The sequence below is a fragment of the Burkholderia sp. Bp9140 genome (genome assembly GCF_003853425.1).
Taxonomy (GTDB): domain Bacteria; phylum Pseudomonadota; class Gammaproteobacteria; order Burkholderiales; family Burkholderiaceae; genus Burkholderia.
Window position 1 is genome coordinate 323,591 of record NZ_QTPQ01000002.1, and the last position, 12,115, is coordinate 335,705.

11 protein-coding genes are annotated in these 12,115 nt (G+C 67.5%); 3 read left to right on the forward strand and 8 right to left on the reverse strand.

The window, feature by feature from the left end; genetic code table 11:
- Positions 1-77 precede the first annotated feature (77 nt).
- The gene (locus DIE21_RS03065) at positions 78-572 is read right to left on the reverse strand and encodes a hypothetical protein (RefSeq protein WP_260426580.1); all 495 of its coding nucleotides are present in this window, start codon (positions 570-572) and stop codon (positions 78-80) included.
- A 34-nt stretch (positions 573-606) separates the two neighbouring features.
- The gene (locus DIE21_RS03070; protein ID WP_124495965.1) at positions 607-882 is read right to left on the reverse strand and encodes a DUF4148 domain-containing protein; all 276 of its coding nucleotides are present in this window, start codon (positions 880-882) and stop codon (positions 607-609) included.
- Between the two features lie 12 nt (positions 883-894).
- Between DIE21_RS03070 and DIE21_RS37065 the strand changes: the two genes are divergently transcribed.
- A complete protein-coding gene (locus tag DIE21_RS37065) occupies positions 895-1,182 on the forward strand; it encodes a hypothetical protein (protein WP_185642722.1) in 288 nt (95 codons plus the stop codon).
- 16 nt (positions 1,183-1,198) lie between these two features.
- Positions 1,199-2,359, forward strand: coding sequence for a porin (locus DIE21_RS03075; protein WP_124495903.1), 1,161 nt, complete (start codon positions 1,199-1,201; stop codon positions 2,357-2,359).
- A 204-nt stretch (positions 2,360-2,563) separates the two neighbouring features.
- On the opposite strand, the gene DIE21_RS03080 is transcribed toward DIE21_RS03075, so the two are convergent.
- A complete protein-coding gene (locus tag DIE21_RS03080; protein WP_260426582.1) occupies positions 2,564-2,887 on the reverse strand; it encodes a hypothetical protein in 324 nt (107 codons plus the stop codon).
- A 210-nt stretch (positions 2,888-3,097) separates the two neighbouring features.
- Between DIE21_RS03080 and DIE21_RS03085 the strand changes: the two genes are divergently transcribed.
- Entirely contained in the window at positions 3,098-3,382 is a 285-nt protein-coding gene (locus DIE21_RS03085) for a DUF4148 domain-containing protein (protein ID WP_124495905.1), read from the forward strand.
- A 97-nt stretch (positions 3,383-3,479) separates the two neighbouring features.
- Here DIE21_RS03085 and DIE21_RS03090 read toward each other — a convergent pair whose 3' ends face one another.
- The 5 genes from DIE21_RS03090 to DIE21_RS03110 form a co-directional block, all read right to left on the reverse strand.
- Entirely contained in the window at positions 3,480-4,907 is a 1,428-nt protein-coding gene (locus DIE21_RS03090) for a heavy metal sensor histidine kinase (RefSeq protein ID WP_124495907.1), read from the reverse strand.
- Positions 4,904-5,587, reverse strand: a complete 684-nt coding sequence (irlR, locus tag DIE21_RS03095; protein WP_057925785.1) for a heavy metal response regulator transcription factor IrlR — start codon at positions 5,585-5,587, stop codon at positions 4,904-4,906. The genes DIE21_RS03090 and irlR overlap by 4 nt, the downstream gene beginning before the upstream one ends.
- Positions 5,587-8,799, reverse strand: coding sequence for an efflux RND transporter permease subunit (locus DIE21_RS03100; RefSeq protein WP_124495909.1), 3,213 nt, complete (start codon positions 8,797-8,799; stop codon positions 5,587-5,589). The genes irlR and DIE21_RS03100 overlap by 1 nt, the downstream gene beginning before the upstream one ends.
- Before the next feature lie 161 nt (positions 8,800-8,960).
- Positions 8,961-10,430, reverse strand: coding sequence for an efflux RND transporter periplasmic adaptor subunit (locus tag DIE21_RS03105; protein WP_124495911.1), 1,470 nt, complete (start codon positions 10,428-10,430; stop codon positions 8,961-8,963).
- A gap of 26 nt (positions 10,431-10,456) precedes the next feature.
- Positions 10,457-11,767 carry a TolC family protein gene (locus DIE21_RS03110; protein ID WP_124495913.1) on the reverse strand — a complete coding sequence of 437 codons (1,311 nt, stop codon included), beginning with the start codon at positions 11,765-11,767 and terminating at the stop codon, positions 10,457-10,459.
- Positions 11,768-12,115: the final 348 nt, after the last annotated feature.

Sequence of the window (12,115 nt, forward strand, 5' to 3'; positions counted from 1 at the left end):
CGTCATCCAGCATTTCACCAGCGGCATCGCGTTCTTCCTGATCGAAGGCTCGGTGAAGGCCGGTTGACGCACGACTGTCACCACGTCGTCGCGGCCGTCGGATAAGTATCGACGATGCGTGTGCCGTTCACGGGGGTCACGCCCTCGTCGCGCAACGCGGCCCACAGGTCGATCGCATGTTCGCGCGACTTGCGGCTGCCGTCGTCGGTCAGCACGTTCAGCGCGATCACTTCGTCGCGCGTGGTCAGTTGCAGTTGCTCCTTCAGCTTGCGTGACTGATGCGACGCGGTACGGACCTCGCGGAGCATGATGTGCTGCCCGCCAAGGCGCTCCGACGCGGCTGCCGCATCGGCAGGCACGAACGTCAACTGTCCGTTCCCGACCTCGCATTGCCCGCGCGTGAACGTCGCGCTCCACGCGCCTGCCGGCACGGCCGCGAACTCGCAGCGCATCCGTTCGCTCGCGCGGCGGCCGGCGTCGTGCTCCGGCGCATGCGACAGCGCACGCTCCGGCCAGCCGGCCGCCATCGCGGCCGTCGACGTCAGGCATGCAGCCAGTACGATCGCTTTCATCCTGTTGCGCATCGCCCGTCCCTCCTCGAAAAGATCAACGCATCGCGAAGCGGTTGTCGTGCGCATCGACGAGCGGTGCCGATTCGCCGCGATGCACCGTCGAACGATGGATGTCCTGATTGCGTGCGATGGTGGCCGGGCTCGGCGGGTAGTCGTGCTTCGGACTGGGGATCATGCCGTCGTGGCGGGCGCGCAGCAATTCCTGGCGCACTTCCTGTCGGGTCCTGGCCTGCGAAGCGACGGACTGCGAGAAGGCTGCGATCGACAGCACGGCAACGACGATGGAAATCAGCGGCCGAGAAATGTTCATGTGGTTGGCTCCTTGTTCGAAATCGAAGAGTCGAGCCTCAAGATTGATACGGTGGCGGTGCGCAAGCGTGACCAACGGATGACGGTTTCGTCATCGCTCCGGGCGGGCCCGCATCGCCGCATGAATCGATGCGCGTTGCTTTTCAGCATTCATGACACGCCGATGACGTGCTTCTCATTTGTCCCTCACCTCCACGATTCGAACGGTTCCCAGAATCGCCAGCGCGCTCACGACATTCGTCGCCCGCACACAGAAGACGCGGCGCGGCGCATCGACTGGCGCACGAAACGATCATCTTGAACTTCAGGGACACACCATGAAAACTCCAGTTCGGCTCGTCATGTTGTCGGGTGCGCTGCTCACGACCGCCCGTGCGGCTCACGCGTCCGAAGTCAGCCTCTACGGCCTGTTCGATACGTCGCTGACCTATGTATGGAACGCCAATGCGGACGGCGGGAATCTCGTCGGCCTGGGCAACGGCAACCTGCTCGGCAACCGCTTCGGCGTGAAAGGCTCGGAGGATCTCGGCGGCGGGCTGAAGGCGATCTTCACGCTGGAGAACGGCTTCAATCCGAATACCGGCGCGCTCGGGCAAGGCAACCGGATGTTCGGCCGGCAGGCGTTCGTCGGTGTCGACAGCGCGCGCTGGGGTTCGTTGACGCTCGGCCGCCAGTACGACGCGCTCGCGGACGTCGCGTGGCCGGTGACCGGCGACTTCTACTTCGGCAGCGTTTATGCAACGCCCGGCGACGTCGACAATTACGACACGTCGTCGCGAACCGACAACGCGGTGAAGTACACGTCGCCCGTGATCGCCGGATTCCAGTTCGTCGGCATGTATGCGCTCGGCGGCGTGGCCGGCAAGCGCGGCGCCGGGCAAACCTGGTCGGCCGGGCTTTCATACAGCAACGGTCCGGTCGACGTCGCGGGCGGCTACTATCACGCGGCCAACAAATCGCCGCTCGCCAACGGCATCCGCACTGGATGGAACGGCACGTCCGACGGTACGTTCGATGGATCGCTGGTCAATGGCGGCTACATCTCGGCGAAGTCGATCGGCATTGCACGCGGCGCGCTGCGCTACAGCTTCGCGCCATTCGCGGTCGGCGTCGACTACAGCAACGCGCAATACAAGGCCGATGCGATGTCATCGTTCCGCGCGACGCAGAAGTACGATACCGCACGCGGCTTCTTCAACTATCAGGCGAGCCCGAGCCTGCTCGTCGGCGTCGGCTACAGCTATACGAAAGCCCGCGGCGATACGAGCGCGACCTATCACCAGGTGTCCGCCGGCGCCGATTACGCGCTGTCGAAACGGACCGATCTCTACGCGGTCGGTGCATGGCAACGTGCGAACGGGAAACAGCGCACACGCGAAGGCGGCACGCAAACGGCGCAGGCGTCGATCGGCTCCTATGGCTACGGCGGCACGCGTACGCAGGGAATCGTCAATCTCGGGTTGCGTCATCGCTTCTGATCGAGACAGCGGCGGCATACGGATACGCACATGACGAAAATTTCATGTTCCGATCAGGTTCGCGGCGGATCGTATCGCTACGATTGAACACGTGACGGGCGACGCCCGTTGCAATCCACGCAAGCGTATCGCTGTCGCATGACACGACCACGCGTTGGGCCCGGACGCTGTCAGCGCCGGGCTTTTTTTTCGTGCGTACGGCGATCAGGGCATGACGTTGCGCTTCGGGAACACACACGGATGTGTCTTCACGTAGAGGTTGGGGTTGCCGCAGCGATGCCCCGCGTAATCGATCTGCTCGCCGGGCATCAGGTCGGCCTGCGCCGGCTCGCGCGCGGCGGCCGGCACGGCCGCGCCGGTGTCGGAGCGCGTCGATACGCAACCGGCGAACAACGGGACGATCAGAACTGCGATCAACGACAGGCGAATGACGGGACGATGCACTGTTTGGTCCGGAATGAAAGTGGAAACGAGATCGTCCCGCCTTCCGTGCTGCCACGGCGAAACGAAGCGACTGCCGTCGGCCACGTCGCCATCGGCAAATCGCATGTTCCGTTTCCCGCTCATCGCATCGATGACCCGAACATGACGATTGCGTCATGCGGACCGGACCCGCACGTCGTACGCGCCACCCCGCAATCTGACGCATTTTTCATCTTGCGATCACGGTCACGCCCGGCTGCTTTCGCATACTGGATTCATGGATCGCCACCCGGCGGCCTCATCAAGGAGAGCTCCATGAAAACAGCAAAATTCGCAGCCCTGTTCGTCACCGCCACGCTGTCGCTCGGCATCGCCACGCAAGCGGCATTCGCACAAACGCAAACGCAGGGCAAGACCCGCACCGAAGTCGTCAACGAACTGAAGCAGGCGCAGCACGACGGCGTCGTGCCGACGAGCAAGACGCAGTACCCGCCGACCGGCGAGATCGTCGCGCGCAACAAGGAGCTTCACGGGATCACGGTGCATGCCGGCGAGAAGGCACCGCGGGCGGACAATCACGACAGCCTCGCGACCCGCTGATGCCGGCCAGGCGCGTGCGCTGCCCGTCGATCGCGGGCAGCGTGGCGCTCGCCACGTCATCGCAGCGAACGTGCGGCCGTGCCTGATGGCCGCGATCTCACGCGTGGGCAGCCGGCACGGCCTTCGGCGCGACCGGCGCCCGCTGCGGGAAGCGCAGCCAGAATGTCGTGCGCCGGCCGGGATCGCTGTCGACGCCGCATTCGCCGCCGTGGTTGTCCATGATCGACCGGACGATCGCGAGGCCGAGGCCCGTCCCCGATGCCGAATTGTGCCGCGACGGATCGACGCGATAGAAGCGCTCGAAAATCCGCGCGACATGCTGCGCGTCGATGCCCGGCCCCGTATCCGACACGGCGATCGTCGTCGCGCCGCCCTGCTCCGAGCAATCGATCGTCACGACGCTGCCGCGCGGCGCATAAGCCAGTGCATTGGACAGCAGGTTGCTCAACGCACGCTGGTACAGCGTGAGATCCGCATCGACCCATGCATACCCGTCGACCTTCACCGACACGCCCGCATCCTCCGCGAGCGGCTCGTAGTAGCCGGCGACGCGCGCGGCTTCCTCGGCCGCATCGAGCCGCCGCACGTCGATCGACGTGCCGGCCTGCTCCGAGCGCGCGAGAAACAGCATGTCCTCGATCATCCGCGACAGGCGCTGATATTCGTCGATGCTCGACTCGATCACGTTCCGGTATTCATCCGCGCTGCGCGGCTGCGACAGCACGACTTGCGCGGCCGCCTGCAGGTTCGTGAGCGGCGTGCGCATGTCGTGCGCGAGATTCGACGAGAACTGGCTCAGCCGCGTAAACGAGTCGTTCAGGCGCGCGAGCATCCCGTTGAACGCATGTTCCAGTTCCTTCAGCTCGCCGGACGTATCGAGTTCCGGCAGCGGATGGGCCAGCCGGCTCGTCGACATCTGCTCGGCCCGCGCCGCGAAACGCCGCAGCGGGCTCAACCCGAGCGCCGCGATGCCGTATGCGATCGCGGTGGCGAGCACGACGCCGAACACCTCGATCACGACGATCGTGTACGCATGCGTGCGCAGCAGCAGCACGTCGGCGCTGCGGTCGTACTGCACCGCGACGCGCACGACGGGCGCACCGGCGCCAGCGAGCGGCACGGTCATCACCAGATACTGGTGCCGCGCGTGCGGCGGCGCGACGAACACCGGAATGCGGCCCGCGTCCGTCGACAGCAACGGCGCATAGGTGCGAAACCCCGGCGTGCCGACGATGCGCGTGCCGGCCGCATCGTAGATCGCGAGATCCATGTTCGGATGACCATGCAACTGGTCGACCCAGATATCGGTGTTGCGCGCGACATCGGCCGTCGAGCGCGCTTCGGCCAGATGCATGCCCAGCGCGGCGGAAATGCCGGCCATCTGCTCGGCCGCCGTCGTCTCGATGCGATTGCTCAGCGCTTCGTACAGTGCGACGCCGCTCGATGCGAGGATGACCGACGTCGACAGGATGATCAGCGCGGTCAGGCGTCCGCGCAGCGTGCGCGGCAGCAGGCGCGCGATCATTTCGCCGCGCCGTCGCGCGCCTCGAGCACGTAGCCCATCCCGCGCACGGTGTGGATCAGCTTCGGTTCGTACGCGTCGTCGATCTTCGAGCGCAGCCGCCGGATCGCGGAATCGACGACGTTCGTATCGCTGTTGAAATTCATGTCCCACACCTGCGACGCGATCGTCGCGCGCGGCAGGATCTCGCCCTCGCGACGCATCAGCAACCACAGCAGCGCGAACTCCTTCGCGGTCAGCAGGATCGTGTCGCGCTGCCGCGTGGCCTTGCGGCGCGTCAGGTCGAGTTCGAGATCGGCCACGCGCAGCGTGTTCGAATCGCGCGGCTGGCCGCGCCGCAGGATCGACTTGATGCGCGCGGTCAGCTCGACGAAGTCGAACGGCTTGGCCAGGTAATCGTCGGCGCCGAGCTCCAGCCCTTTCACGCGATCGCCGACGTCGTCGCGCGCGGTGAGGAACAGCACGGGCGTCGACTTGCTGCGGCGCAGGTTCTGCAGCAGCGTCCAGCCGTCCTGGCCCGGCAGCATCACGTCGAGCACGAGCAGGTCGTACTCCTCGGTCTCGGCCTGGTGCTGCCCCGTGATGCCATCCTCCACCCAGTCGACGACATAGCCGGCCTCGGTCAAGCCCTTGCGCAGATAGGCGCCGGTTTTCGGTTCATCCTCGACAATCAGAATTCGCATCACGCATTACCCTTGAAGAAGCCCAGCCGGCGCAGCACGCCCGCGCCGAACCCGCCGCGCAGCGCCGCGCGCCACGATACCGAATGGCTGACACGGTACAGCACCGGCAGCACCAGCAGCGTCAGCGCCGTGGACGACAGGATACCGCCGATCACGACCGTCGCGAGCGGGCGCTGCACCTCGGCGCCGGTGCCGGTCGCGAACGCCATCGGCAGGAAGCCCAGCGACGCGACGAGCGCGGTCATCAGCACGGGCCGCAGCCGCGTGAGCGCGCCTTCGCGCACGGCCGCGTCGAGCGGCATCCCGTCGTCGCGCAGGTTGCGGATGAAGGAGATCATCACGAGCCCGTTGAGCACGGCCACGCCGGACAGCGCGATGAAGCCGACCGCCGCGGTGATCGACAGCGGAATCCCGCGCAGCCACAGCGACGCCACGCCGCCGCTCAGCGCGAACGGAATGCCGGTGAAGACCAGCAGCCCGTCCTTCACATTGTTGAACATCACGAACAGCAGCACGAACACCATGAACAGCGCGAGCGGCACGACGAGCTTCAGCCGCTCGCTCGCGCTTTGCAACTGCTCGAACTGGCCGCCCCACGACACCCAGTAGCCGGCGGGCACGCGCACGTCCTGCTGCAGCTGCTCGCGTGCGGCGGCGACGAACGAGCCGACGTCGCGGCCGCGCACGTTCGCGCTGACGACGACGCGTCGCTTGCCGTCCTCGCGGCTGATCTGGTTCGGGCCCGGCGCGACCTCGATCGTCGCGAGCTCGGCGAGCGGCACGTACGGTGCCTGCGCGAGCGGCGCGCTGGCGCCGGCAGCCGGCGCGGGCAGCGCAATCGGCAGCCGCTTGATGGCCTCGATGTCGGAGCGCAGTTCGTCCGGCAGCCGCACGACGATGTCGAAGCGGCGATCGCCCTGGAACAGCGTGCCGGCCTTCTGACCGCCGACGGCCGCGGCCACCGTGTCCTGCAGGTCGGCAACCGTCACGCCGTAGCGCGCGAGCTTGTCGCGGTCGAGGTTGACGGTCAGCACCGGCAGGCCGGTGGTCTGCTCGACCTTCACCTCGGACGCGCCCGGCACCTTCTGCAGCGCGGCCGCGATCTGTTCGCCGGTCTGGTTCAGCACGGCCATGTCGTCGCCGAAGATCTTCACGGCGACGTCGCTGCGCACGCCCGAGATCAGCTCGTTGAAGCGCAGCTGGATCGGCTGCGAGAACTCGTACGCGTTGCCCGGCAGTTCCTCGAGCGCCTCCTCGATCTCGCGCACGAGCTGGTCGCGCGGCTTGTCCGGGTTCGGCCACTTGTCGGTCGGCTTCAGCATGATGTAGCCGTCCGACAGGTTCGGCGGCATCGGGTCGGCCGCGATCTCGGCCGTGCCGGTGCGCGCGAATACGCGTTCGATTTCCGGGAAGCGCGTCTTCAGCGTCTTCTCGATCGCCTTCTGCATCTCGACCGACTGCGACAGGCTCGTGCCGGGAATCCGCAGCGCGGCGACCGCGAGATCGCCCTCGTTCAGGTTCGGGATGAACTCACTGCCGAGCCGCGTCGCGAGCCCGAGCGTGACCAGCACGATCGCGCCGGCGCCGAGCATCACGCGCGCGGGGCGCGTCATGAACGCCGCGAGCACCGGCTCGTACGCGCGCCGCGCCCACCCCATCAGCCGGTTCTCCTTTTCCTCGACACGCTCGCCGATGAACAGCGCGACCGCGGCCGGAATGAACGTGACGGTCAGCACCATCGCCGCCGCGAGCGCCATCACGACGGTCACGGCCATCGGATGGAACATCTTCCCTTCGACGCCGGAGAGCGCGAAGATCGGCAAGTACACGACCATGATGATCAGTTGCCCGAAGATCAACGCGCGGCGCGCCTCCTGCGACGCGCCGAACACTTCCGCGAAGCGCTCGTCGCGCGTGAGCGGCCGGCCGGCGACGGCCTGCGCGTGCGCGAGCCGCCGCACGCAGTTCTCGACGATCACGACCGCGCCGTCGACGATGATCCCGAAGTCGAGTGCGCCGAGGCTCATCAGGTTCGCGCTGACCTTCGCGTTGACCATGCCGGTGAAGGTCATCAGCATCGACAGCGGGATCACGAGCGCGGTGATCAGCGCCGCGCGGATGTTGCCGAGGAACACGAACAGCACGGCGATCACGAGGATCGCGCCTTCGAGCAGGTTCTTCTTGACCGTCGCGACGGCCTTCTCGACGAGCACGGTGCGGTCGTAGACGGGAATCGCCTTCACGCCGGCCGGCAGCGTGCGGTTCACGTCGTCCATCTTCGCGGCGACGGCCTTCGCGACCGAGCGGCTGTTCTCGCCCATCAGCATGAACACCGTGCCGAGCACGACCTCTTCGCCGTTCGACGTGGCGGCGCCGGTCCGCAGCTCTCGGCCGATGTCGACCACGCCGACGTCCTTCATCCGCACCGGCACGCCGCCGACGTTGGTCAGCACGATGTTCGCGATGTCGTCGACGGTGCGCGCCTGGCCCGGCACGCGCACCAGGTATTGCTCGCCGCGCTTCTCGATGTAGCCCGCGCCAACGTTGTCGTTGTTGCGTTCGAGCGCACGCACGACGTCGGCGAGCGTCAGCCCGTACGACATCAGCTTCGCCGGGTTCGGCGCGACGCGGTATTCCTTCACGTAGCCGCCGATCGAATTCACCTCGGTCACGCCGCGCACGTTTCTCAGTTGCGGGCGCACGACCCAGTCCTGCAGTTCGCGCAGGTCGGCCGCCGTGTAGCGCGTGCCGTCGGGCTTGCGCGCGGCCGCATCGGCCTCGACGGTCCACAGGTAGATCTCGCCGAGGCCGGTCGACGTCGGGCCCATCGCGGGTGCGATGCCGGCCGGCAGCTTGTCCTTCGCTTCCTGGATGCGCTCGTTGACGAGCTGCCGCGCGAAGTAGATATCGGTGCCGTCCTTGAAGATCACCGTGACCTGCGACAGCCCGTAGCGTGAAATCGAGCGCGTCTGCTCGAGGCCAGGCAGCCCGGCCATCACGGTCTCGACCGGATAGGTGATGCGCTGCTCGGCTTCCAGCGGCGAATAGCCGGGTGCGGCCGTGTTGATCTGGACCTGCACGTTCGTGATGTCGGGCACCGCGTCGATCGGCAGCTGCTGGTAGCTGAACACGCCCAGCGCGGCCACGGCCGCGATCGCCAGCATCACGAGCCAGCGGTGCGCAATCGCAAAGCGGATCAGGCGCTCAAACATGGCGGGATTCCTTGAAGCGGGGAACGGTCGCCCGCACCGGACGGGCAGCCCGGCCGATGATGCGGCGGGCCGGGAATCGAGCCGTCCGTCGTGCCACGAATCGGGCCGGGGATCGGGCTGTGAATCGGGCGGCAAATCGCGCAACGGCGCGCACGTCATGCTCATTCATGTTCCGCACTCCCCTTGCCGAGCTCTGCCTTCAGCACGAAGCTGTTCGATGCCGCGTATTCCTGGCCCGGCGTGAGCCCCTTCAGCACTTCGGTTGCGCGTTCGTCGCGCCGTCCCGTCGCGACGGCCTGCGCGACGAAGCCCTTCGGCGAGCGCACGAACACCGACGGCGTGCCGTCGACGTCCTGCAGCGCATCGCTCGCGACCGCGAGCGGCACGGCCTGCTTGCCCGCGTCGACCGACACGTTCACGAACATCCCGGGGCGCCACACGCCGTCGGGGTTCGGCAGCACGACGCGGGCGGGCGCGGTGCGCGTCTGTTCGCCGAGCAGCGCGCCGACATACGCGATCGGCCCGCTCGAGCGCGACTCGAACGCGGTCGCGCTGACGGTCGCATCGCGGCCCACGCGCACGTCGTTCAGCCGCTGCGCGGGCACGGCCATCTCGGCCCACACCGTCGACAGGTCGGAGATCACGAACATGCTCGCGTCGGCGGCGATCGCTTCGCCGGGCGTCGTATGCTTCTCGACGATCGTTCCGGCGAACGGTGCACGCAGCGCGTAGCGGTTCAGCGCGCCCGCGCCGGCCGGCGCGTTCAGCGCGGCCAGCTTCTGCCGCGCGTTCTGCACGGCGATCTCGGCCTCGCGCAACTGCACCTGCGCCTGCTGGTAGTCCTGTTCCGCCGAGATGCGCTCCTGCCACAGCGTGCGTTCGCGTTCGTAGGTTGCGCGCGCGCCCGACAACCGGCGTTCGGCCGTCAGCAGCTCGCTGCGCCGGTCCGCGAGATCGGTGCTCGCGATCACGGCCAGCACCTGCCCCTTCACGACGTTCTGCCCGAGCGACACCGGCACCTGCTCGACGATGCCGGCCACGCGCGGCACGACGTGCGCGGTGCGATCCTCGTTGAACCGGATCTCGCCCGGCAGCTGGAACGGCGTCGCGATCTGCGCGGGGCCGGCCTTCGCGAGCGCGATCTTCGACGTCTGCAACTGCGTGTCGGTCAGCGCGATCGCGCCGTCCGCGCGGGTGAACGGGAACGACACGGCCTCGTCGCCGGCCTTGACGTCGATCGTCGCGTCGAACACGTGCGGCTTCGCGATCGGCTGCGCCGAGACGAACTTCCGGCCCGCCGCGTCGAACCGCATCGGTTCGTGCGAGCGGTCGTATCGCACGAGCGTGCCGGACACCGTGATGCCCTTGTCGACCGGCTTGCCGTCGATGAACGGATAGACGACGAGCCGCGCGTCGCCGGGCTTTTCCGTCATCACGATCTCGACGGACAGTTTGCCGCGCGTGAGCACGACGCCGCCGTGCGAGCCGGTGCCGGCGCCGTCGGCCGCTTGGGCGGCTTCGGTGCCCGCGGGCGCGGACACGCCGCCTCGCGTGACGGCGAGCGCGCCGAGCACGATCCCGGCGCCGCCGAGCACGGCCGCCGCAATGATGAAGATTCTGCTGCGTGACATGATGATCCTTCAGGTGAGAAGCGCGGCTATTGCGCGACGGCCGCGAGCGGCGTGCCGACGAGCCGGCCGATGTCGGCGCGTGCCGCATGTGCGTCGGCGAGCGCACGCACGTATTGCGATTGCCCCTGGAACAGCGTGCGCTGCGCATCGAGCACATCGAGGAAGCTGAACTTGCCGAGCTCGTAGCCGCGCGACATCGCGTCGAGCGCGAGCCGTGCGCCGGGCAGGATGTCGGTCTTCAGCCGCCGCGCTTCCTGCGCGGCCGCGTCGAAGTTCGCATACGCCTGCGTGAGCGCGAGCCGCAGCCGCGCGCGCTCGCGGTCGAGATCGGCGTTCGCGCGCCCGGCCTTGTGCGTCGCTTCGAGCAGCGCGCCGCGGTTCGTGTCGAACAGCGGAATCGGGATCGATACGCCGACCACCGCCTGGTTGTCCGGCACGCCGCCGGTCGTCACCCGCTTCACGCCCGCGCTGACCGTCACGTCCGGAACGCGCCGCGCGCGTTCGAGCGACACGGCCGCGTTCGAGCGCAGCAGCTCCGCACGCGCGACGCGGGCGAGCGGTGCGTCGTCGAGCCGCGCGGCCAGTGCGGACAGCGGCTCGACCGCGGGCACCGTTTCCAGATCGCCGAGCGCGACGCGCTGGTCGCTGCGCGCTTCGCCCATCACCGCGTTGAGCTTCTCGCGTGCGACGTCGACGCGCCCACGCGCGGTTACCACCTCGATCTGCACGCCGGCCGCAGCGACTTGCGCCTTGGTCGCCTCGACCGGCGACACCTTGCCGGCCTGCGCGCGGCGGCCCGCGAGATCCGCGGAGCGTGCGGCGATCGCGGCCGATTCCTCGGTGACCTGGAACTGGCGCTGTGCGGCGAGCAGCCCGTAGAACGCGGCGATCACGTCCGCGCGCACGGCGGCGCCCTGCTCGTCGAGCGACGCGTTCGCGGCCTCGCGGCCGTACGACGCGACGTCGAGCCGCGCGCGGCGCTTGCCGCCGAGTTCGATGGTCTGGTTGATCAGCGCGGTCGACGTGCGCTCCGCGCGGCTGAAGCCTTCCTGCAGGAACGACACTTCCGGATTGGGACGCGCGCCGGCCTGCATCAGCGTGCCGGCCGACGCATCGACGTCGGCGCGCGCACCGCGCAGCGCCGGGTTGTTGCGGGCCGCGGTCGCGAGCGCATCGGACAGCGTCAGCGATGGGGAAGACCGTGCGTCGGACGGCGGTGCGGTGCCTGAAGCCGCCGGGGCCGGGACCGGCGTCGGCACCGCGACCTGCGGCGACTGCGCATGGGCCGTCGCGGCCATCGCGAAGACGACGGCCACGGCGAAGGTGAGCTTGAGCATGTTCGGTTCTGCGATAACGGTTCGCAACCGATGCTACGGATCGGGTGCAGTGCGAACATGAGCCGAAGATGATATTTCCGTCATGTCGGGCGCGTTGTACTCGCCGAATCAGCCTGCCTATCTGCCCAGATAGCCACCTGTACGTAACGTCTAAACGCTCGCGTGCAATCCGATGATGCCGTCACATTTCATCGAACTCGTCGCATCGTTTTCGATGATTCAATTCGGTCACGTCAGAATCATAAAAAATTATTTCACTCCGAAATTTCGAACGAGTTCTATAGACATCTTCGATCAAAAATATGACTGTCCAAGGTTCCAGTAACACGAACGAAGCCATGCTGCTTT

Excerpts from the sequence above, each read along its gene's own strand:
- DIE21_RS03070 (WP_124495965.1), bottom strand. The coding sequence starts at position 882 with ATGAACATTTCTCGGCCGCTGATTTCCATCGTCGTTGCCGTGCTGTCG.
- irlR (WP_057925785.1), bottom strand. The coding sequence starts at position 5,587 with ATGCGAATTCTGATTGTCGAGGATGAACCGAAAACCGGCGCCTATCTG.
- DIE21_RS03090 (WP_124495907.1), bottom strand. The coding sequence starts at position 4,907 with ATGATCGCGCGCCTGCTGCCGCGCACGCTGCGCGGACGCCTGACCGCG.
- DIE21_RS03065 (WP_260426580.1), bottom strand. The coding sequence starts at position 572 with ATGAAAGCGATCGTACTGGCTGCATGCCTGACGTCGACGGCCGCGATG.
- DIE21_RS03085 (WP_124495905.1), top strand. The coding sequence starts at position 3,098 with ATGAAAACAGCAAAATTCGCAGCCCTGTTCGTCACCGCCACGCTGTCG.
- DIE21_RS03110 (WP_124495913.1), bottom strand. The coding sequence starts at position 11,767 with ATGCTCAAGCTCACCTTCGCCGTGGCCGTCGTCTTCGCGATGGCCGCG.
- DIE21_RS03100 (WP_124495909.1), bottom strand. The coding sequence starts at position 8,799 with ATGTTTGAGCGCCTGATCCGCTTTGCGATTGCGCACCGCTGGCTCGTG.
- DIE21_RS03105 (WP_124495911.1), bottom strand. The coding sequence starts at position 10,430 with ATGTCACGCAGCAGAATCTTCATCATTGCGGCGGCCGTGCTCGGCGGC.
- DIE21_RS03075 (WP_124495903.1), top strand. The coding sequence starts at position 1,199 with ATGAAAACTCCAGTTCGGCTCGTCATGTTGTCGGGTGCGCTGCTCACG.